Consider the following 20,178-nt stretch of genomic DNA (forward strand, 5'->3'; position numbering starts at 1 on the left):
TGAGGAACCGGTTCAGGGTGACAACCGGCTTGACCATTGGGCGAAATGCCGAAAGGGTCGCCGCAAACAAGAAAACCCGGAGCAGGCATGGCCAAGACACCCCCGCCCTTTGCCCCTTTTGAATGGAAAATCGCCTGGCGATATCTGCGCGCGCGCAGGGCCGAAGGCGGCGTCAGCGTGATGACATGGATCTCACTGATCGGGATCACGCTTGCCGTGTTCGCGCTGATTGCAACGCTGGCCGTCCGTTCGGGTTTTCGGTCTGAATTCGTCGGCACCATTCTGGGCGCCAATGCGCATGTGACAGTCTATTCCTCGGGTGAATTTGACGCGCAGGGCCGGGTGGATCGGACAATTGCCGACTACAACGAACGCACTGACCGCATTGCGCTGGTGCCCGGTGTTGAACGTGCCGCACCGCTGGTGAAGGGGCAGGTGCTGATCACCAACCGCGACAGCAGCAGCGGGGTCGAGGTGTTTGGCATCCGACCAGACGATCTGTTCGACCTGCCGGGTATCGCGCAGGCGGACCAGGCGGCGGGGGACCTGTCGGACTTCCAGACAGGTGAGGATGTAATCGCCATTGGATCGGGTGTGGCCCGCAGTATTGGGGTCACTGTCGGGGATGTGGTCAAACTGACCTCGCCCAACGGGGTCAAAACCGCCTTTGGCACGTCGCCGCGCGTGAATGCCTATCGCGTTGTCTATGTGTTTTCGGCCGGTCGCTATGACATTGACCGCACCCGCGTCTACATGCCGTTTTCGCAGGCGCAGGGCTTTTTCAACCGTGAAGGTGTGGCGGATGAGATCGAAGTGATGGTGGACAAGCCCGAAGACCTCGGCCCGATCCTGATTCCCATTCTTGAGGCGTCGGGCGAGCGCAGTCAAATCTGGACATGGCAGGACGCATCCGGCGGCTTCCTGCGCGCGCTCGAGGTTGAGGATAACGTGATGTTCATCATCCTGTCGATCCTCGTTCTGATTGCTGCGATGAACATCGTTTCGGGCCTGATCATGCTGGTCAAGAACAAGGGGCGCGATATCGGTATCTTGCGCACGATCGGCCTGAGCGAAGGATCGGTTCTGCGTGTCTTTTTCATCTGCGGTGCGTTCACCGGCCTGATCGGCACTGCAATGGGGGTCATCCTGGGATGCCTCTTTGCAATCTACATTGATCCGATCTTCTCATTCGTGAACTACGTGATGGGCGGTGGCGTGTGGGATCCGTCGATCCGCGGCATCTACGCTCTGCCGGCCGAACTGCATCTGAGCGATGTGCTCAAGGCGACGGGCCTGTCGCTTGGCCTGTCTTTCATCGTCACCTATTTCCCAGCCCGCCGCGCGGCGCGGCTAAACCCGGTCGAGGCGCTGCGCTATGAATGAAGTCACCTTGCGTCTGAACGGTCTGACCAAGACCTACCTCAAAGGTACACCGGGCGAGGTGCAGGTTCTGCGTGGGGTCGACCTCGAACTGCGCGCAGGTGAAGCTGTGGCCATGGTTGCGCCGTCAGGGGCAGGCAAATCGACGCTTCTGCACATTGCCGGTCTGCTGGATCGGCCTGACGACGGAACCGTCGAAATCGGGGGGCAGAATGTGAACGGCAAGGGCGACCGAACCAGAACGGCGTTGCGTCGGCAGGATATCGGGTTCGTATATCAGTTCCATCACCTGCTGCCCGAGTTTACGGCGCTGGAAAACGTCACATTGCCGCAACTGGCCAATGGCGCGTCCGAAAAAGCTGCTCAGGCACGGGCATTGGACTTGCTGGACCGTGTGGGCGTCGCCCCGCGCGCCAGCCACCGCCCTGCGGCGCTGTCGGGCGGTGAACAACAACGCGTGGCCTTTTGCCGGGCGCTTGCCAACGCGCCGCGTGTTTTGCTGGCGGACGAGCCGACAGGCAATCTGGACCCTGATACTTCGGATCAGGTGTTCGATGCCCTGATGACACTGGTGCGGGACGACGGTTTGTCGGCGTTGATCGCGACCCACAATCTCGAACTGGCGGCGCGCATGGACCGCATGGTCCGGCTTGAGGGCGGCGTGCTCAGGCCAGTTGAGTGATCGCAACACCGATGGCCATGACGGCGATACCACCCGCCCGCATCAGGGTGAGGGGTGCCACCTGCGCGCCGAACAGGCCGAAGTGATCGATTGCCGCCGCACTGATCAATTGCCCCAACAGAACAAAGAACACGGCGTTTCCAACGCCGAAATGTGGGGCGACATGGGTGATCGACAACACATAGAATGCAATCAGGATGCCAGCGAACAACAGGTGTTTCGGGGCCTGCGCAACCTTGGACAAGGCTGCAAAACCGGGAAACAACAGCATGGTCAGCACCGAGGCGGCCAGGGCAATTGCAAACAGCACCACAGCTGCCGTTGTCGGTGATCCGATGACCTTGCCAAGGGCCGCGTTAAGAGCGGCCAGTATCGGAATTCCAAATCCGGCGGCCAGCATGATGGCTGCGTATTGTGTCATTGCCCGAACCCTCTGCACCTGTTTCGTTGATCTGGATCATTGCGCTCATATGCCTGTCGGGCAACCCTGCAAATGTCAATCGTGACAGGAGGATACGATGTTCAAGGCAACGATCGGTATGCTGGTTCTCGGGGTTTCGGCTGCTACCGCACAAGCTGCTTGGGCGCAGGATGCCGCGACCGGAGAGGAACTCTATTTGCATTACTGCGCGACCTGTCACGGGATTGATGCAACCGGGCAGGGGCCGATGGCCAGCGTGCTGGTTGTTCAGCCGTCCGATCTGACCGCATTGTCCGGCGAAAGCGGGGTGTTCCCGACCGCCCGCGTTGTCGCCCGCATCGACGGTAGGGACCCGCTGGTCAGCCATGGCAGCCCGATGCCGGTCTATGGCCCTTATTTCGACGGGCAGGACACATCCATGAAAACACCGGAAGGTCAGCCGATCCTGACCAGCCAGCCGATCGTTGATCTGGTGGCATATCTGGAAACCGTGCAGCGCGCACGGAACTAACTGCAAATCCCTTCGATCCTGGCTTCGCTCCATGGGATCAGGACCGGGCGCTCGCGCCCTTGTTCCGGCAGGGGCGACAGATCAAAATGGGTGCCCAGCATGTCGTGCAGTCTTTTGGTACGCTTGGCCTGGGGGGCCAATGCGCGACAGCACACGTATTCCTCGACGATCGCGCCCTGCTGTTCGAACCCGTAGGTCAGAAAATCCGGAGAGGTTTCGAGGTCGAACAGATACGGATCCCTCCGGCCTCCATGTTCCGCCGCAGCGCGCAGGGGGTGGTAACCCGTGGTCCGGCGATTCTGCCATTGCCAGACATGCGTCAGCTCATGGGCCAAAAGCATCGCGGCCAGCAGGTTCATCTGATCCGGAAATTCCGACATATAGTCCTCCAGATACCAGTCGCGGGCAAAGTAGACTTTGTTGAACAGGGCCACGGCGGCAGGTTTGCCCGTCACCGGCCCGGGGTCCACCGGGGGCAGAATGCGCTCGCGGCAGGCCAGTCGCGGGCGTTCTTCGCGGAAATACGTCACGTTGGTAACCGGGGCACCTTCGACCAGACGGATGTGATCCAGTTCCAGGGTTTCCCCTTGAATGGTTTCCGCAAAATCGCGCTCCTGCTCAGTCAACTCACGACCGCAGGCGGCCAGCAACAAAAGTGAAGCAATGAATACACGCAGAACCATAAGTTGAATCTTATTCCGCTGCGGGTATTCCGCAAACCGTTTTCACAGACTCATGGCCAGAACCCGGCTGATTTCCGTAAGTGATCGCCCGGACTGACCCATCCATGTATTAAAGGCGTTCTGAACCGCCTCCATCGCTTTCTTCGAGGTGGCAGGCTTGTCGATCACACCTTCAGCAATCAGCCGGGCGGTGACATCCTGAGACAGAATGAAACTGTCCCGCCCGGCAAACCGCATTGCGTACTGCGCCGAAGCGCCGCCCAGTCGGGCCCCGCGTTTTGCCAGCATTGCCAGAAGGTTGACGTAGTCATCAGATGGCCAGCCGCCTAACACTTTACCCGCGCCGCCTTCCTCACGCAGTTCAAGCAAGAATGCTGCGTTATCCCGTACAGCCGCGATCTTGGTTCCATTCCTTACGATGCGCGTATCCTGCAAAAGGGTGTCAAACTTCTCATCATCCATGAACGCGCATCGCCCCACGTCGAACCCGTTAAAGGCTGATTCGAACCCGTCCCATTTGTTTTCGATGACTTTCCAGTTGAAGCCAGCCTGAAAGATGCATTTCGTGATGACCGACAGCCAGCGATCCTCGGGCATCGCTGCCAGTTCCGCAGGGGTTTTCGGTTTGCTCAGTTTTGCGCCCAGTGCTTCTGGACCGCCGTGGCGCGCGGCTGCGATTTCAAAGATTTCGTCAAACGTTCGCATCTGTCTAACCTTGATGTTGCCCGACTATAAATGTTTATCTTTTGTTCTTGTTTGGCAATGAAAAATCTGACCGTGTCCAGATTTGAGGCAGCCCAACGAATAACTGGATTCGCAGAAAAATGCGGATTTTCGAAAGAAGTTCTCGACAAAAGGTGGCAAAATGTTTTCTGATTGACTCGTCAGTCAACGCCCCGTCTTAGCGAAATGGAACAAGGCAAGCCGGGTTGGATGCGTAAAGGGAGCCGGGAGGGGGGAACAATCTGGCAGAAAGATCTTTTCCACAATTTGGAAACGGATCACTGTTCTTTTCCAGCCAAATTTGTGCATGCTGCGGCATGGCATTGTCATCAGACAGAAAGACCGGCGGGAGAATCCTTGCCGGGATGGGCAAAACAAATATGACAGGGAGTTAAGTCCATGAAAAAACTAAGTGTAAGCCTAATGGCTCTGAGCGTTGCAGGCGCAGCGCAGGCGGCGGATATGGGTGCCGTGGATGAACCGATCAAATTGGCGATCAACGAATGGACCGGCCAGCATGTCACCACGCATGTGGCGGGAGAGATGCTCAAGGCTGCCGGGTACAACGTCGAATATGTGACCGCGGGCATGATGAACCAGTTCCAGGCGCTGGCCGATGGCGACATCGACGCGACACTGGAAATCTGGTCTTCCAACGTTTCCGATGAATACGCCAAGAAAATCGGTGAAGGCACTGTGGTTGAAATCGGTGATCTGGGTCTGGATGCCAAGGAAGGCATCGCATACCCGGCGCATGTGGCCGATCTGTGCCCGGGCCTGCCCGCATGGGAAGCGCTGAAAGATTGCGCTCAGGTCTTTGCGACGGCGGAAACTCTGCCCGGTGGTCGTCTGGTCGACTACCCGGCCGATTGGGGTACTCCGGGCGCGGATCGCATGACCGGTTTGGAATTGCCGTTCAAAGCCGTACCAGCAGGGTCCGAAGGGGCGCTGATCGCGGAATTGCGCGCCTCGACCGAACGTAAATCGCCGCTGCTGATCACCTTCTGGCAGCCGCATTGGGCGATGTCGGCCTATGACGTTCAGTTCGTCGAACTGCCCGCCGGTGAAGAAGCGTGCTTCAGTGATCCGGCCTGGGGCCCGAACCCGAACGCTGTCAATGACTGCGACTTCTCGCCCTCGCGCATCTTCAAGGCCGGCTGGAGCGGTATGGAAGAGAAATGGCCAGCAGCCTTTGAAATCCTGACCAACTATCAGCTGGCGGTTGAAGATCAGCAGCCGATGATGGGCGCGATCGACGTTGACGGCGGAAAGGTCGAAGAAGTTGTCGCCGCTTGGATGGCCGAAAACGAAGGCAAGTGGCGTCCGGTTGTTGACGCGGCAACCCAGTGAGCCCGCGTAAGTGACGGACACGACTATGCCAGCCATCGCCTGCCGGAATCTCTGGCAGGTGTTTGGCCCCGGCGCTGACAAAGCCCTGACCGACGCGCTGTCTCGGTCAGGGAATGACGCCGACAAGGCTGCCGCCGCCCTTCGGGAACAGGGGCTGATCCCCGCCGTTCAGGATGCCAATTTCGAGGTTCAGGAAGGTGAACTTTTCGTCATCATGGGCCTGTCGGGCTCGGGCAAATCCACGCTGATCCGCTGCATCTCGCAGCTGTTGCCGGGCACAGGTGGTGAGATTCGGGTGGATGGCGAAAATGTCATCGGAGCCTCAAAAAAGGCGCTGACCGAGTTGCGCCGCAAAAAACTGGGCATGGTGTTCCAGCATTTCGGCCTGTTCCCGCATATGACCGTTTCTGAAAACGTGGCCTATCCGCTGCGCGTGCAGGGTGTGGGCAAGAAGGAACGGCTGGCGCGCGCGCAGGAGGTGATCTCCCTGGTCGGTCTGGAAGGGCGCGAAGACAGCTTTCCGCGCCAGCTTTCAGGTGGCCAGCGTCAGCGTGTGGGTATTGCCCGCAGCCTCGCCGTAAATCCCGATATCTGGTTTCTGGATGAACCGTTCTCGGCCCTCGACCCATTGATCCGACGCCAGTTGCAGGATGAATTCCTTCGCATTCAGGCGACGCTGAAGAAATCCATCGTCTTCATCACCCATGACATTCAAGAGGCGCTGAAGCTGGCCGACCGCATCGCCATCATGCGCGACGGCAAGATTGTTCAGATCGGAACGCCCACTGATATCGTGTTGCGCCCGGTGGATGATTACGTGCGCGAATTCTCGAAGGATGTCGCCAAAGGTCAACACGCCAAGGTCGCCTCGGTCATGCGGAGCGAGGCGGAATGTGGCCCCGATGATCCCGGCCTCACCACCTCGATGACGCTGGACGCAGCCCTTGCGCATTGCATGGAGCTGTATGAACCCGTGCCCGTGCGGGATGAGGCGGGCAATGTCGTCGGCACGGTGCATCCGTCCGATCTGGCCGCAGCTCTTCAGGTGGACGAGACATGACCGCCATAACCGACCTCCCGACACGGCGCAGCGCGCAGTTGACGGCAGGTGCGAAGGCCGCCCTGATAACGGTTATCGTCGGTGCAGTTTGCCTCGCGCTCGAGGGTATCGCCCCGTGGCTGGTCAAGTGGCCCGCCGCGTGGGAACTGCCTGCAACCCAATGGGTTGGCGCGTTTCTGGACTGGTTTCTGAACCTGATCAAACCGGCAATGCGGCTGTTTTCGGACCTGATGACCCACCCAATGAACTGGGCGAATTTCGTGCTGGGCAAAACGCCATGGCCCATTCTGATCGGGATCGTGACCGCGTTGGGCTGGTATCTGGGCGGCTTGTCCATGGCCGCACTTGGCTTTCTGGGCCTGAGCTTTGTTTTGGCCTCGGGCTATTGGGCCGAAAGCATGAATACGCTGGCGCTTGTCGCCGTGTCTGTCCCTGTGGCGCTGGTCATTGGGGGCGCCATCGGCATCCTCGCCAACGAAGTGCCAAAGGTGAAATCCTTTGTGCAGGCCGTGCTGGACATCATGCAGACGGTGCCAACCTTTGCCTATCTGACACCGCTGCTGCTGCTGTTTGGATTTGGTCCTGTTGTTGGTCTGATTGCTTCGGCCATCTATGCCGCACCACCAATGGCGCGCAATGTGATGCTGGGATTGGAACGGGTAGAGCCCGAAATAAAAGAGGCGGCCATCATGTCTGGCGGCACTCGGTTCCAGCAGCTGTTCCAGGTCGAAATCCCTGCCGCCACCACTCAGATCATGGTCGGTGTGAACCAATGCCTGATGGCTGCTCTGTCGATGGTTATCATCGCCGCCGTCATCGGCGGGTTCAACGATATCGGCTGGGAGGTTCTGCTGACCATGCGCAAGGCGCAGTTCGGCGAGTCGCTGATGGCGGGTCTGGTTATCGTGGTCTTTGCCGTGGTGATCGACCGGATGAGCGGCACTTTGGCGACCGAGCGTAAACGCTATGACAGCCGTGTTGTCTGGGCGATGCTGGGCTTTGCTGTTGTCTTCACGGCGGCCTTCTGGGCGTGGTTGCCAAACCCTGCGGAGCTGACCCTGCTGGACCCGATGGCCGAAGCCGTGGACAGCGGCCTGACCGCATTTACCCAGGCCAACGGCCAGTGGCTGGACGCCCTCAAGAACAACTCGCTGTTCTATATTCTGCTGCCGCTGCGGATCGGGTTGGATCAGGCGGTGCTGCCCTTCACATGGGGCTTCCAGTGGACGTCGAGCATGAGCTTTGGCCTGTTCGCGGCCGGTGCCGGGATTGCGCTTTTGATGGCGTGGCGCGGACGGCTGACTGGTGGGCTGGTCGTTCTGATTCTGATTGGAATGCTGGAAACCGGTATCGCGAACCTGCCGTGGCCCTTTGTCCTGACTGGCGCTGCCGCGCTGGGCTGGGTCGCCGGGGGCTGGCGTCTGGCCGCGCTCTGTGTGGGGCTGCTCTGCACCATCCTCGTCTCGGGCCTGTGGGAAAGGGCGCTGCTGTCGCTTTATCTCAGCGGTGCAGCGGTGTTTACCTGCGCTTTGGCGGGTGGGCTGATCGGCCTTGCCAGCGCGGTATGGCAGCCTGTGTGGAACGTGGTTCGCCCGATCTGCGACATGTTGCAGACGATCCCCCTTTTCGTGTTCCTGATCCCGGTGCTGATGGTGTTCCAGATTGGCGAGTTCTCGGCCTTTCTGGCCATCTGTGCCTATGCGATTGTCCCGATGATCCGCTACACGCGGCACGGGCTGGTCAATACACCGGATGAGATGATGGAGGCCGCAATTTCAAGCGGTGCGACCGAGTGGCAGATCATGCGCGATGTGCGGGCGCCTTATGCGGCCCCGACCATCCTGCTGGGGCTGAACCAGACCATCCTTTATGCCTTTGCCATGCTGGTCATCGCGGCACTGATCGGGACCACCGGTCTGGGCCAGTCGATCTATCTGGCGCTGGGTCAGGCGGATGTAGGATTGGGCATATCTGCCGGGGCCGCGATGGCGATTCTGGCACTGATTGCTGACCGCATCGTGCAGGGCTTTGCCGAAGAACGCCGCGCGGCGCTTGGGCTGTAATACAGGCAGGGGCGGCGTATCCGCCCCTGCGGCCCAACTTGATTTCGGGCAAGGAAGTCGCTGCCCTCTCACTCTAGACCGACCCCAACACGTTGGAGAATATCATGACCGGTTGGGGCCTATTTCTTGCAGCACTCATCGTTTTCCTGCTCAGCCATGCAATTCCTGTACGGCCCACCGTGCGGGGCTGGCTGATCGGCACGCTCGGGCGCCGGGGGTATTTCGCGGCCTATTCACTTCTGTCGCTGGCCGTGCTGGCCTGGCTGATTGTCGCCGCTGCAAACGCCCCCTATGTCGAGGTCATTCCGCCGTTCGCAGTCTTGCGCTGGGTGCCAATACTGATCATGCCCGTGGTGTGCTGGCTGGCTGTGGCCGGGCTTGCGATCCAGAACCCGTTTTCTTTCGGTGGGATGGGCAAAAGGCCTTTTGACCCCGAACACCCCGGTATTCTGCGCACCACCCGCCACCCGATCCTAGCCGCGCTGCTGTTGTGGTCCTTGGCGCATCTTCTGGCCAATGGAAGCCTGTCACATGTGATTCTGTTCGGCCTGTTTGCCGGATTTTCTGTTATGGGCATGGACCTGATCGACAGGCGTAAATCGCGTGAGATGGGCTTTGAATGGGTCCGGTTGTCCCGAAATACGTCGCGGTTCTCACTCCGCTCACCGCGACCCTGGCCACGCCCCTGGGTCTGGCTGACCGCACTGGCCGTTTATGCGGTTCTTCTTCACCTGCACGCACCTGTGATTGGTCTGTCGCCGCTTCCTTGACTGGGGGAGTGGTCGGGCAGCGCCTTGCGTGCTATTTGAAACGTCACAATCGATTTACAAGAGGTCCAAGATGCATCTGGCCTATGTCACCACCACCGACCGCGGCGCGACGGATCGCCTGCTCAGCGCTGTTGCTGGACGTCTGCTGGCGTCCGGCGCGAAACTGGCCGGTGTCGTGCAAACAAACACAGAATGCACCGACAGCAGCAAATGCGATATGGACGTGCGCGTGCTGCCTAACGGCGAAACCATCCGTATCTCGCAATCACTGGGCACCCAGTCCCGTGGCTGCCGTCTGGACCCCGCAGCGCTGGAACAGGCGGTTGGGTATGTGACCGCCTCGCTTGCGAACGCGCCGGACCTGTTGATTATAAACAAATTCGGTAAACATGAGTCTGATGGGCGGGGGTTCCGCCCGGTGATCGGCGAAGCGCTGGCGCTGGAAATTCCGGTGCTGGTCGGCGTGAACGGGCTGAACGCCGAAAAGTTCAACGCCTTCGCCGAAGGCGCGGCCGAGGAGTTGCCTGCGGACTTGGACGAAATCGTGCGTTGGTTCAACCGCATAGCGCAGATGCGCCCGGCTGCGGAATAGGTGCGCAATCGACCGGCGCATTGATCTGAACGTCATGACATGTGGTGGCGAAGGCCACGCGGCACCCTTCGTTCACAATCCGGTCGCGTTAGCGCCGGTTTAAGATGTGTAAAACGGATCAGGTCTGTCGCATCTGAGAATGGGGGCAGACCAACAGCAATAACATAGCTGCCAGACAATAACGCAGTGCGGGACACGAGTCCTGACCATCTTCGGAATACGCTGGAAAGATGGTGGGCGACCCTGGAATCGAACCAGGCGTGCGTCTCCGCGAGGGAGTTACAGTCCCCTGCCACACCTTGCGGCCTGTCGCCCACTGTCAGGCGTTGCACCTGACGTGGAGGCGTGATTACTAGCGCACCAAAGGAGCGTCAACAGGAAAATTTCCCTTTGACGCAGGAAACCGAATTCCCGGCCCGGAGGCCCGTAAAATGAAGAAACCCAAATGGGTCGTCGAAAAGGAACAGGCGCGCAAAGCTGCTGCTGCGGAAACAGTCTGGCTGTTTGGCCTGCACGCGGTTCGCGATGCGCTGATGAACCCAAAACGGCAAAAACTACGCCTGATGGTGACGCGGAATGCGTGTGACAAACTGGCGGAAGCTATTGAATTTGCGCGGATCGAGGCCGAGATGGTCGACCCGCGCAAGTTTTCTGCGCCCATCGATGCTGGATCCGTGCATCAGGGCGCAGCGCTGGAGGTCAAGCCGTTGGAATGGGGCAGTCTGGCAGATAACTGCATCGGTCGCGAAAACCCTCGCGTCATTCTGCTGGACCGGGTCACCGACCCGCACAATGTCGGGGCGATTCTGCGCTCGGCCGAAGTTCTGGGGGCCAGTGCTGTGATCGGCACACGCCACCATTCCGCGCCCGAGACCGGGGCACTGGCAAAAACCGCCAGCGGTGCGCTTGAGCGGCAGCCTTATCTGCGGGTGCGCAACCTTGCGGACGCGATTGTCGAGCTTCAGGGCATGGGCTTTCTGGTCCTTGGGCTGGACGGAGAAGCCGACATGACAATCGAAGGTGCGCTAAGCGATGGCCGTGACCGCCCTGTCGCGCTTGTGCTGGGCGCGGAAGGTCCGGGCTTGCGGCAGAAGACAAAGGAAACCGTGGATCAGTTGGTTAAAATTGACGCAGCCGGGGGATTTGGTTCGCTGAACGTCTCAAATGCTGCGGCAATCGCCTTATATGCATCGCGACCCTGAGCAAAGGAGAGCGTCATTCCCGGTCCTGCCAAAATCGCGACCTGCTGCTATTGCGGTACCCGGGCTGCCTTGATCCTGAAAGGCAAGGAACGGCACGAGCTTAGCTGCTCCAACTGTGGAGCGCCGCTGCACAACCTGAAGATGCTGCCCGCGCGGAAAGTACACAAACCCGAACCGCTGCGCGTAGCTGTGTCTCATGCTGCCCCTCGGAAAGCAAAGCGCAAAAAGAGGAAGAAGACCATGCTTGCGCGCGTGTTCGACGAAGCATGGGACGTGATCGAAGACATCTTTGACTAAGTTTCAACTGGCGAACACTCGTTCACATCCGCGTCAACAGGGGTTCCGAAAAACGCGAAAAGTTGCATCTTGATGGTCTTGAATGTGCAGATTCCCATATGACGATGCTGAACCGACGTACTTTTATGAGCTCGCTGAGCACTGTATTGCTGGCTCCTGCCGTGTTTGCGCAGGACAACCCCGTGTATTACGCCACTGACGGTGTGGCGTTGGCAGGGTATGATCCCGTGTCCTATTTTGACAGCGACGCGCCTTCAAAAGGGGCACCCGAAAACGCGGTCATGTGGAAGGGCGCCCGGTGGCATTTCAAATCGCAGGCAAATCGCGAGCTCTTTGAAGGCAACCCGCGCGCCTTTGCGCCGCAGTTCGGTGGTTATTGCTCGTACGGGATGGCGATGGGTGTGTTGAAAAGCACGGATCCGAATGCGTGGCAGGTGGTCGATGGGCGTCTTTACCTGACGCATTCACCCGCGGTCGAGGAAATCTGGCAGCAGAATCAAACAGGATACATTGCGATGGCAGAAGAAAACTGGCCCGCAATTCTCTATGGGGAGTAGGCAAGGTTCAGCTGATTGTGAAAAGTCATCACAAAAATGCGCCACCCCTCTTTTTTTTAACGGATCCATGCTTAAATGTCACAGTGACCGCGGAACGGAACTGCCGCGGGTCATTTCACTGTCCCTCGTTCCAACAACTGGCGCCCAAGCATTCTTGGGCGCTTTTTTCTTTTTGGAACCCTGTTAAGGATAGGGCATGCCAGACTATTCCGATCAGTACCTCAAGGCCATTTTGCAACGCACCAAGACGGTGGCCGTTGTCGGCGTTTCCATGAACCCGGTGCGACCCAGCTATTACGTGGCGCGCTATTTGTCGCTGAAAGGGTTCAAGGTGATTCCCGTCAATCCGGGCCACGCGGGCAAAGACCTGTTTGGTCAGACGGTTCGCGGCAGCCTGTCAGAAATTTCCGAGCCTGTGGACATGGTGGACATTTTTCGGCGGTCCGAGGCCGTGCCACCTATTGTGGACGAGGCGCTGGATGCGTTTCCGTCGCTCGGTACGATCTGGATGCAGATTGGTGTGGAACACCCTGAAGCGGCGGCAAAGGCCAAGGCCCGTGGGGTCGATGTGGTGATGAACCGCTGCCCCAAAATTGAATATCAGCGCCTGTTTGGCGAATTGCGCATGGGTGGATTTTCGACCGGGATCATTTCGTCCAAGCTTTAGGGTTTGGCGGGGACGTAAGGTTTCAGGCGGGCGACCTGTTCCTTCCGCCGCTTTTCCAGCACCACGTCGCGCGGGACCCAGTCATACCGGGTATCCTCGACCAGCGGAGACCAGAACAACACGCCGCCATAACGCCACGGGTCCAATACGACACCGTCATACAGCGTCGCGCCTTTACGGCTGATGATTGCGGTGCTGTGGTCGATCCGCGTCGGGTTGTCCGCGTTTGCGATGGCACGGTGCAGATCCAGCGTCCGGAAGTTTTCCTGTTTCAGCCGCCGCTCGATATCCTCGGCCCAATGCCAGCACAGCCCACGCGGGCGCAGCCCCTTGTTGACCTTCATATTATGGATCAGGGGCGGGTCTGTGATCTGGTATTCCTCGACCAGCTGGGCGGTATAGGCGTAAGCGATTCTCGCCGCGCGTTGGGCCTCCTCTGGGTCGATATCCGGACCAAGGCCCTGAATCTCCGAGGCGAGCCGCTGCACCTCGTCCCCGGTCGAGCGCGGCGGCGCGGCGCAGCCAGCAACGATGGCAAGGGTTGCCACAAGCATCAAAACTCGGATCATATCGCGCCTTCAGCCTGACAGTCTGGCATCCGAGTATAACGGCCCAGGAGCCAGTGCGGAACCCGGACGTTACCCTTTGGGGCGGGCAGCTTTTTCGGCGATACCGCTGGTGCCCTGACGGCGGTCCAGCTCGGCCAGAACATCATCCAGCGCCACGTCCCGCGCGGCCAGCATGACCAGAAGGTGATACAACACGTCCGCCGCTTCCGAGGTCAGCTTAACCTGATCCCCTTTTACGGCTTCGATGATGGCCTCTATGGCCTCTTCACCGAATTTCTCGGCGCATTTCTCAGGGCCTTTCGCAAGCAGCTTGGCCGTCCAGCTGCTTTCGGGATCAGCCCCCTTGCGTGCCTCGATCGTGGCGGCCAGATCGTGCAAGATGCTCATGTTAGCCTCATGGGGATGCCAGCTGCGGCCATATGTTCCTTGGCCTCGCGGATGGTGTATTCGCCGAAATGGAAAATCGATGCCGCCAACACGGCGCTTGCACCGCCCTTGGTGACGCCCTCGACCAGATGGTCCAAAGTACCAACACCGCCCGAGGCGATCACGGGCACATCCACCGCGTCGGAAATGGCGCGGGTCAGCGGCAGGTTGAACCCGGATTTGGTGCCGTCGCGGTCCATCGAGGTCAGCAGGATTTCACCGGCCCCCTTGGAGACCACGGTTCTTGCAAAGGCAACCGCGTCAATGCCGGTGGGTTTGCGCCCACCATGGGTAAAGATCTCCCACTTGCCGGGGCTGACGGTCTTGGCGTCGATGGCGCAGACAATGCACTGACTGCCGAACTGATCTGCCGCTTCGGCAATCACATCCGGATTGGCAACCGCGGCCGAGTTGAAGCTGACCTTGTCCGCCCCCGCCAGCAGCAAGGCGCGCACATCGTCTTTTGTTCGCACCCCACCGCCCACGGTCAGTGGCACGAAACACTGTTCCGCCGTACGCTGCACCACATCGAACATGGTGCCGCGATTCTCATGGGTCGCGTGAATGTCGAGAAAGCAGATCTCGTCCGCTCCGGCAGCATCATAGGCCTTGGCCGATTCCACCGGGTCGCCCGCATCGCGCAGGCCCACGAAATTCACGCCTTTGACCACACGGCCATCAGCAACATCAAGGCAGGGAATGATCCGGGTTTTCAGCATCTGATCGTCCTTCGTTGCCGGACCTTTACCGACAAAGCGCTGCCGATGCCACAGACGTTTTGCCATCCTTGGCCCTGGTAGCAATGGCCATGGGCGGCGCGGGGGGCTTAGTGATCCCGGTTCTTCAGCAGCGTCAGCGCCGAAAGCAGGTTTGCCTTGTCATCGGTCCATGGCAGCGCTCCGTCGGTCTCGACAATTCGCCAATTTCCATCCTGCGCAAAATTCTCAATTCGGGATTTGTCGGGGCTCAGGATCACAACGCTGCTGGTGGCGGCTCCGGTTTCAACCTGCTCTTCACCCACGGCCAGCCGCTGATGCGCAGCGGTCAGGTTCAAGCTGTCGGCAATTCGGGCCAAAGGCTGGACCAGATCGTAGAACCGGTTTGTGATGTGGAACACCAGAACCCCATCGTCAGTCAGGCGGCTGGTATACATCTCTACCGCCTCGCGTGTGATCAGGTGAAGCGGAATCGCGTCCGAGCTGTATGCATCCAAAACCAGGATATCGAAGGCAAAAGGCTTTTGCTTCAGAACGATCCGGGCGTCACCCAGATGGGTTTTGGAATCGGGCGTGCAATCCGACATATAGGTGAACAGTGAAGGATCGCGTGCGATCTGGTCTACGGTCGCGTCGATCTCGAAAAAGTCCCAGTTTTGCGAAGGCTGCCGATAGCAGGCCAGTGCACCTGTTCCCAGACCAACAATTCCGATGCTGTTGGATTGCTTGCCGAAGTCCGACGTGATGACCTGTGCCATCGGTCCTTCGGGGTGATAATAGGACAGCGGTGTGGGCCGAGTGCCATATTCGGATTCGCGTTGCCAGCCATGCACCGTGGTGCCGTTCTTGTAGACGCGGTAGCCCTCGCTTGAATATACCGAATGCACGCCGAAAAAGCTGCGATCTTCGAACACAGGATTGTTCTTTACCGCAAATGCGGGCAGCAGAACGACGGTAAGAACCACAGGGATACGCATGGCCTGTGCCCGGAACAGATACAGCACTCCGAATATCAGCACGAACAGGGCACCTGCACGCGGGATGTCCGCGCTCAGGGCCGCGACGCCGCGTGTCGCACCTGCGATGACGAAGATGAAAACACTTGCCGCGATGCCCATGATGACGTGGCGAAAGGCAAATCCCGGTGTGCGGACAAGGAACAATCCTCCGGCCAGGATCATGGTGATTGGCACCTCCAACTCACGTGTGAAGGCAATCGGTGCAAGGATCGAGTTGAACAGCCCGCCAATCGCTCCGCCCACGGAAAGGGCGATGTAGAACACGGTCAACTGCTCGGCGGATGGGCGCATGTCGTAAAGCAGGCGGTGCGCATAAAGAGCGATGACGAACAACACCGGGACATAGAGCAGAATAACCACCGGCGCGTCATGCTCGCTGACCACGTCGGACACCAGTACGACACCCGCTGCCAATGCCGCCAGCATGGGAAGGTTCAAGGCGTCAAGCGTCAGGTGCTTCCATTTGGCGAAGGCGATGATGAAGGACAGGATGTAGACTGCCAGTGGCACTACCCAGATCAGCGGGAGAGCACCCAGATCCGTACTGACCCGCGTTGTAAAGGATAGCATCAAGGAAGAGGGAATGAAGGCGACGAACACCCAGACAGCGATTTGCCGCAGGGCGGGAAAACTGGCCTTAAGCGCCGTTTGAACCGACGATTTTGTATGCTGTGATCCCCGCAAGGCGATCATGCCACTGCCAAGCAAAAGCGCGCCGAACAGCACGAAGCCGACCAGCCAGGCGTGGCTGATCTCGGCAGCGCCAAAAAATGGGTCTGCAACCAGGGGGAAGGCCAACAGCGCCAGCAAGGATCCGACATTGCTGGCGCTGTAAAGGAAATACGGATCATCCGCCGAAGGCCCGCCCGACTTGGCGTACCAGGCCTGCAACAGGGGCGCATTTGCCGACAATACCGCAAAAGGTACACCCACACCTACGGCGAACAGGCCAAGCGTTTGCAGCGCGGTCGAGGTCGAAGCGTCATAGCTCCAGCTTTCGCGGGTGGACAGCGGCAGGAAAGTCAGCGCCGCCACCCAGAAGGCAAAATGGGTGATGATCTGCCAGCGCAGGGGCAGAAACTTGGTCAACAGGTGCGCGTAAACATACCCGATTATCAGCACCACTTGAAAAAACAGCATTGCGGTTGTCCAGACCGCCGGGGCACCGCCGATTTTGGGAAGAACCAGTTTGGCAAAAAGCGGCTGGACAAAGAACAGCAGACTGGCGCTTGTGAAAACCGCCGCACAGAAGATCGCAATGGTTGCCGATCCGAATCTGGACGTTTTGGGAACGTCTAGGTTGGAAATACTCACGTTTGCCACCCGGGTTGTTGTGTTTGACGAAGGAGTTAAGCGGAGATTCCGCCCGAATTATGGCTCAACGCAGTAAAATGTTTGGCTTCTGGTTGGATTGTTCTCGAAAGCAAGGGTAAAATGGGCGTTTTCAATTCTGGCAAAGCCTTGCCGATGCCAGACTTGTGATTGTGAGCGGTCTCAAATCTGTGAGAATTGGGGTGAATTTCACAGAAGGAATATCGATATGCGTAGACTGATACTGGCTTGTGTTTTTTCGTTCGGAGGCGCGCTGACCGCTATGGCAGATGACATCATAAAGGTTCAAACCGACAAATCCGTGGCCGAGGCGCTGGACGCGCTGGAAGCTGCCGTCGGAAATGCAGGCGCAACCGTGTTTGCCCGCATCGACCACGCGGCCGGGGCGGAAAAGATCGGCACGCCCATTCCCGCCAATCAGGTACTGATTTTCGGCAACCCTGCGCTGGGTACGCCAGCCATGCAGATCGACCCGCGTGCCGGGCTGTTTCTGCCTCTCAAGGTGCAGGCTTACGAAGACGCCAATGGCCAGGTGTGGCTGATCTATGAAGACCCGAAAGAGACATTGGATGACCTGAACGATGTCGACAAATCACCGGTCATCGAAAAGATGCGCGGTGCGCTGGCCAAGCTGACCGCCGCAGCCGCGCAATAACCGATCACGACAGGGCGCGGATGGCCTCGGCCAGGTCAATCGCGCCATCATAAAGCGCCCGACCCGAAATCGCGCCGTTCAGCGCAACGCCACAATCGCGCAGGGCGATCAGGTCGTCCAGCGAACTGACACCGCCCGAGGCGATCACCGGGATGGAAACGGCCTGTGCCAGGGCAGCGGTCGCTTCGATGTTCGGGCCCTGCATGGCACCGTCGCGATTGATATCGGTGTAGATGATTGCCGCAACGCCTGCGTCTTCGAAACTACGGGCCAGATCGGTGACCTGAACGTCGGTTTCTTCGGCCCAGCCCTTGGTGGCCACCATGCCGTTGCGTGCGTCGATGCCGACGGCGACCTTGCCGGGAAAGGCTTTGGCTGCTTCGCGCACTAGGTCGGGGTTTTCGACAGCGACAGTGCCCAAAATGACCCGCGCCAGCCCTTTCTCGATCCAGGTTTCGATCGTGGCCATGTCACGGATGCCGCCGCCCAGTTGCGCAGGCACCTTGCACGCTTTCAGAATTGCCTCAACCGGCGCTGCGTTGACCGGCTCGCCTGCGAATGCGCCGTTCAGGTCGACCAGATGCAGCCATTCGCACCCTGCCTCGACAAAAGCACGGGCCTGAGCGGCCGGGTCTTCGTTGAACACGGTGGCCTTGTCCATTTCACCACGCAGCAGGCGTACGGCATTGCCGTCTTTGAGGTCGATGGCGGGGTAGAGGATCATGTCGGGCGGCCCTATATCACTGTTACACGAGCGGGATATCGCACAAGCAGGGCAGGGGATGCAACGCGACGCTGGGTCATTCTTGCCCGTCGCCCACTGGCGGGTCAGACTGCCTTCAAAACAGGGAGAAAATCATGAAGACTTTTACTCTTTCCGCGGGCCTGATGCTGCTTGCTACAGCTGCTTTTGCAGACGATCCGGTTGACGGCCTGTGGAAAACCGCGCCGGGCGACACAGGTGGCTATCTGCATGTGACGATTTCCGAATGCGGCAGTGCGATCTGCGGCACCATCGACAGCGCGTTCGACGCCGATGGCAACCAGCAGCTGGAATATGAGAACCTTGGCAAAAAGATCATCTGGGAGATGGTTCCCGAAGGGGGCGGCAGCTATGACAGTGGTAAAATCTGGGCCCCCGACCGGGACAAAACCTACAACTCGAAGATGTCACTGGACGGCCAGAACAAGCTGACCGTCAAGGGATGCGTGGCGGGCGGCCTGATCTGTCGCGGGCAAACCTGGACGCGGGTTCAGTAAGCCTCAGGGCTTCCAGGTCAGGAAGTTGCCCAGCATGCGCAGGCCAACATCCTGGCTTTTCTCGGGGTGAAACTGCATCCCAACCATCGTGTCGCGTCCAATCACGGCCGTGACGTCCTGCCCATATTCCACATAAGCCAACCGCTGCGCCGGGTTGCTTACACGGAAGTGGTAGGAATGGACGAAATAGGTGTGATCGCCTGATTTCACCCCGGCAAAGATCGGGTGATCGCTTTCCAGAACCAGATCGTTCCAGCCCATATGCGGCACTTTCAGCGCGGCATCTGACGGTTCGATCCGAACAACATCACCTGCCACCCAGCCCAGACCATCGGTCTCTGTGTATTCATGGCCTTTGGTTGCCATCAGCTGCATACCAACACAGATACCCAGAAACGGACGGCCCTTCTGTTCGACCGCTTCGACCATCGCGTCATAAATACCCTTATGGCCGCGCAGCTCGGCGGCACAGGCCGGGAAAGCGCCATCTCCGGGCAGAACCAGTCGGTCCGCACGCACAACCACATCCGCGTCAGAGGTGACGACAACGTCACCAGCGCCGACCTCTTGCGCCATGCGCTGAAACGCCTTTTCCGCTGAATGCAGATTGCCGCTTTCATAGTCGATGATGGCTGTCAGCATTTACAGCGCGCCCTTGGTCGACGGAATCGCATCCGCCTTGCGCGGATCGGTCTCAACCGCATCACGCAACGCGCGCGCGACAGCCTTGAACGCAGCCTCGGCGATGTGGTGGCTGTTGAAGCCGTGCAACTGGTCAATATGCAGGGTAATGCCGCCATGGGTGCTGAGCGCCTGAAAAAACTCGCGCACCAGTTCCGTGTCGAACGTACCGATCTTTTGCGTCGGCAGATCGACAGTCCAGATCAGGAACGGACGGCCCGACAGGTCCAGCGCACAGCGCACCTGAGCGTCATCCATCGGCAGATGGCATTCGCCATAGCGCCGGATGCCCTTCTTGTCGCCCAGGGCCTGTGTCAAAGCCTGACCCAGGGCGATGCCGGTATCCTCGACCGTGTGATGATCGTCGATGTGATAGTCACCCTTGGCGCGGATTGTCATATCAATCAACGAGTGGCGCGCCAGCTGGTCCAGCATATGGTCAAAGAACCCGACGCCGGTCTGATTGTCATAGGTGCCGGTGCCATCCAGATTGACCTCGACCGAAATTTCGGTTTCGGCGGTCTTGCGGCTGATCGAAGCGGTGCGCATGGGCGAATTCCTT

Annotated in this window: 23 protein-coding genes and 1 tRNA gene; 13 read left to right on the forward strand and 11 right to left on the reverse strand. The window is 59.1% G+C overall.

Features of this window, described 5'->3' with window-relative positions:
- The first annotated feature begins 87 nt into the window (after positions 1-87).
- A complete protein-coding gene (locus ACR0AM_RS04465) occupies positions 88-1,383 on the forward strand; it encodes a lipoprotein-releasing ABC transporter permease subunit (RefSeq protein WP_480622230.1) in 1,296 nt (431 codons plus the stop codon).
- Positions 1,376-2,062 (forward strand): ABC transporter ATP-binding protein, encoded by a 687-nt coding sequence (locus ACR0AM_RS04470; protein WP_480622231.1) that lies wholly within the window; start codon positions 1,376-1,378, stop codon positions 2,060-2,062. Before ACR0AM_RS04465 ends, ACR0AM_RS04470 begins: the two co-directional genes overlap by 8 nt.
- On the opposite strand, the gene ACR0AM_RS04475 is transcribed toward ACR0AM_RS04470, so the two are convergent.
- Positions 2,046-2,483: a DMT family transporter gene (locus ACR0AM_RS04475; RefSeq protein WP_267366019.1), complete on the reverse strand. Its 438-nt coding sequence runs from the start codon at positions 2,481-2,483 to the stop codon at positions 2,046-2,048. The two genes, ACR0AM_RS04470 and ACR0AM_RS04475, sit on opposite strands and share 17 nt — an antisense overlap.
- 97 nt (positions 2,484-2,580) lie before the next feature.
- Between ACR0AM_RS04475 and ACR0AM_RS04480 the strand changes: the two genes are divergently transcribed.
- Positions 2,581-2,994 (forward strand): c-type cytochrome, encoded by a 414-nt coding sequence (locus ACR0AM_RS04480; protein WP_480622232.1) that lies wholly within the window; start codon positions 2,581-2,583, stop codon positions 2,992-2,994.
- On the opposite strand, the gene ACR0AM_RS04485 is transcribed toward ACR0AM_RS04480, so the two are convergent.
- Together ACR0AM_RS04485 and ACR0AM_RS04490 are read right to left on the reverse strand one after the other, a co-directional pair.
- A complete protein-coding gene (locus tag ACR0AM_RS04485) occupies positions 2,991-3,677 on the reverse strand; it encodes a hypothetical protein (RefSeq protein ID WP_480554060.1) in 687 nt (228 codons plus the stop codon). The two genes, ACR0AM_RS04480 and ACR0AM_RS04485, sit on opposite strands and share 4 nt — an antisense overlap.
- Before the next feature lie 42 nt (positions 3,678-3,719).
- Positions 3,720-4,382 (reverse strand): DNA-3-methyladenine glycosylase I, encoded by a 663-nt coding sequence (locus ACR0AM_RS04490; protein WP_480622233.1) that lies wholly within the window; start codon positions 4,380-4,382, stop codon positions 3,720-3,722.
- A gap of 417 nt (positions 4,383-4,799) precedes the next feature.
- On the opposite strand from ACR0AM_RS04490, the gene ACR0AM_RS04495 reads away from it, so the two are divergent.
- The 5 genes from ACR0AM_RS04495 to ACR0AM_RS04515 all read left to right on the forward strand — a co-directional run bounded on the left by ACR0AM_RS04495 (position 4,800) and on the right by ACR0AM_RS04515 (position 10,235).
- The gene (locus ACR0AM_RS04495) at positions 4,800-5,750 is read left to right on the forward strand and encodes an ABC transporter substrate-binding protein (RefSeq protein ID WP_209504562.1); all 951 of its coding nucleotides are present in this window, start codon (positions 4,800-4,802) and stop codon (positions 5,748-5,750) included.
- Between the two features lie 10 nt (positions 5,751-5,760).
- Positions 5,761-6,810, forward strand: a complete 1,050-nt coding sequence (locus ACR0AM_RS04500; RefSeq protein WP_480475875.1) for a quaternary amine ABC transporter ATP-binding protein — start codon at positions 5,761-5,763, stop codon at positions 6,808-6,810.
- On the forward strand, positions 6,807-8,873 hold the full coding sequence (locus ACR0AM_RS04505; RefSeq protein ID WP_480622234.1) for an ABC transporter permease: 2,067 nt from the start codon (positions 6,807-6,809) through the stop codon (positions 8,871-8,873). Before ACR0AM_RS04500 ends, ACR0AM_RS04505 begins: the two co-directional genes overlap by 4 nt.
- 104 nt (positions 8,874-8,977) lie before the next feature.
- Positions 8,978-9,643 carry an NnrU family protein gene (locus ACR0AM_RS04510; RefSeq protein ID WP_480622235.1) on the forward strand — a complete coding sequence of 222 codons (666 nt, stop codon included), beginning with the start codon at positions 8,978-8,980 and terminating at the stop codon, positions 9,641-9,643.
- Positions 9,644-9,713: 70 nt separating this feature from the next.
- Positions 9,714-10,235 carry a DUF2478 domain-containing protein gene (locus tag ACR0AM_RS04515; protein ID WP_480622236.1) on the forward strand — a complete coding sequence of 174 codons (522 nt, stop codon included), beginning with the start codon at positions 9,714-9,716 and terminating at the stop codon, positions 10,233-10,235.
- A gap of 231 nt (positions 10,236-10,466) precedes the next feature.
- Here the strand turns inward: ACR0AM_RS04515 and ACR0AM_RS04520 are convergent.
- Positions 10,467-10,550: transfer RNA gene (locus ACR0AM_RS04520), tRNA-Tyr, on the reverse strand.
- A gap of 116 nt (positions 10,551-10,666) precedes the next feature.
- Here ACR0AM_RS04520 and rlmB point away from each other — a divergent pair.
- The 3 genes from rlmB (at position 10,667) to ACR0AM_RS04535 (ending at position 12,958) form a co-directional block, all read left to right on the forward strand.
- Positions 10,667-11,437 carry a 23S rRNA (guanosine(2251)-2'-O)-methyltransferase RlmB gene (rlmB, locus tag ACR0AM_RS04525; RefSeq protein ID WP_480622237.1) on the forward strand — a complete coding sequence of 257 codons (771 nt, stop codon included), beginning with the start codon at positions 10,667-10,669 and terminating at the stop codon, positions 11,435-11,437.
- A 422-nt stretch (positions 11,438-11,859) separates the two neighbouring features.
- The gene (locus tag ACR0AM_RS04530) at positions 11,860-12,291 is read left to right on the forward strand and encodes a YHS domain-containing (seleno)protein (protein ID WP_480622238.1); all 432 of its coding nucleotides are present in this window, start codon (positions 11,860-11,862) and stop codon (positions 12,289-12,291) included.
- Positions 12,292-12,487: 196 nt separating this feature from the next.
- The gene (locus ACR0AM_RS04535; protein WP_480622239.1) at positions 12,488-12,958 is read left to right on the forward strand and encodes a CoA-binding protein; all 471 of its coding nucleotides are present in this window, start codon (positions 12,488-12,490) and stop codon (positions 12,956-12,958) included.
- Here ACR0AM_RS04535 and ACR0AM_RS04540 read toward each other — a convergent pair.
- From ACR0AM_RS04540 to ACR0AM_RS04555, 4 genes are all read right to left on the reverse strand, one after another.
- Positions 12,955-13,527: a hypothetical protein gene (locus ACR0AM_RS04540; protein ID WP_480622240.1), complete on the reverse strand. Its 573-nt coding sequence runs from the start codon at positions 13,525-13,527 to the stop codon at positions 12,955-12,957. The genes ACR0AM_RS04535 and ACR0AM_RS04540 overlap by 4 nt on opposite strands.
- A gap of 69 nt (positions 13,528-13,596) precedes the next feature.
- Positions 13,597-13,914, reverse strand: coding sequence for a phosphoribosyl-ATP diphosphatase (locus ACR0AM_RS04545; protein WP_480481906.1), 318 nt, complete (start codon positions 13,912-13,914; stop codon positions 13,597-13,599).
- The gene (gene hisF / locus ACR0AM_RS04550; protein WP_209504552.1) at positions 13,911-14,672 is read right to left on the reverse strand and encodes an imidazole glycerol phosphate synthase subunit HisF; all 762 of its coding nucleotides are present in this window, start codon (positions 14,670-14,672) and stop codon (positions 13,911-13,913) included. The genes ACR0AM_RS04545 and hisF overlap by 4 nt, the downstream gene beginning before the upstream one ends.
- Before the next feature lie 107 nt (positions 14,673-14,779).
- Positions 14,780-17,002 carry a fused MFS/spermidine synthase gene (locus ACR0AM_RS04555; protein ID WP_480622241.1) on the reverse strand — a complete coding sequence of 741 codons (2,223 nt, stop codon included), beginning with the start codon at positions 17,000-17,002 and terminating at the stop codon, positions 14,780-14,782.
- Positions 17,003-17,228: 226 nt separating this feature from the next.
- Between ACR0AM_RS04555 and ACR0AM_RS04560 the strand changes: the two genes are divergently transcribed.
- Positions 17,229-17,675, forward strand: coding sequence for a DUF302 domain-containing protein (locus ACR0AM_RS04560; RefSeq protein WP_480622242.1), 447 nt, complete (start codon positions 17,229-17,231; stop codon positions 17,673-17,675).
- 4 nt (positions 17,676-17,679) lie between these two features.
- Here ACR0AM_RS04560 and hisA read toward each other — a convergent pair whose 3' ends face one another.
- Positions 17,680-18,399, reverse strand: coding sequence for a 1-(5-phosphoribosyl)-5-[(5-phosphoribosylamino)methylideneamino]imidazole-4-carboxamide isomerase (gene hisA / locus ACR0AM_RS04565; protein WP_480493786.1), 720 nt, complete (start codon positions 18,397-18,399; stop codon positions 17,680-17,682).
- 134 nt (positions 18,400-18,533) lie between these two features.
- Between hisA and ACR0AM_RS04570 the strand changes: the two genes are divergently transcribed.
- The gene (locus ACR0AM_RS04570) at positions 18,534-18,935 is read left to right on the forward strand and encodes a DUF2147 domain-containing protein (RefSeq protein ID WP_480622243.1); all 402 of its coding nucleotides are present in this window, start codon (positions 18,534-18,536) and stop codon (positions 18,933-18,935) included.
- Positions 18,936-18,938: 3 nt separating this feature from the next.
- Here ACR0AM_RS04570 and hisH read toward each other — a convergent pair whose 3' ends face one another.
- Positions 18,939-19,577 carry an imidazole glycerol phosphate synthase subunit HisH gene (gene hisH, locus ACR0AM_RS04575; RefSeq protein WP_480622244.1) on the reverse strand — a complete coding sequence of 213 codons (639 nt, stop codon included), beginning with the start codon at positions 19,575-19,577 and terminating at the stop codon, positions 18,939-18,941.
- Complete coding sequence (hisB, locus tag ACR0AM_RS04580) at positions 19,578-20,165, reverse strand: imidazoleglycerol-phosphate dehydratase HisB (RefSeq protein WP_480516258.1); 588 nt, start codon at positions 20,163-20,165, stop codon at positions 19,578-19,580.
- Positions 20,166-20,178: the final 13 nt, after the last annotated feature.

It is taken from the genome of Ruegeria sp. AD9, assembly GCF_056542305.1.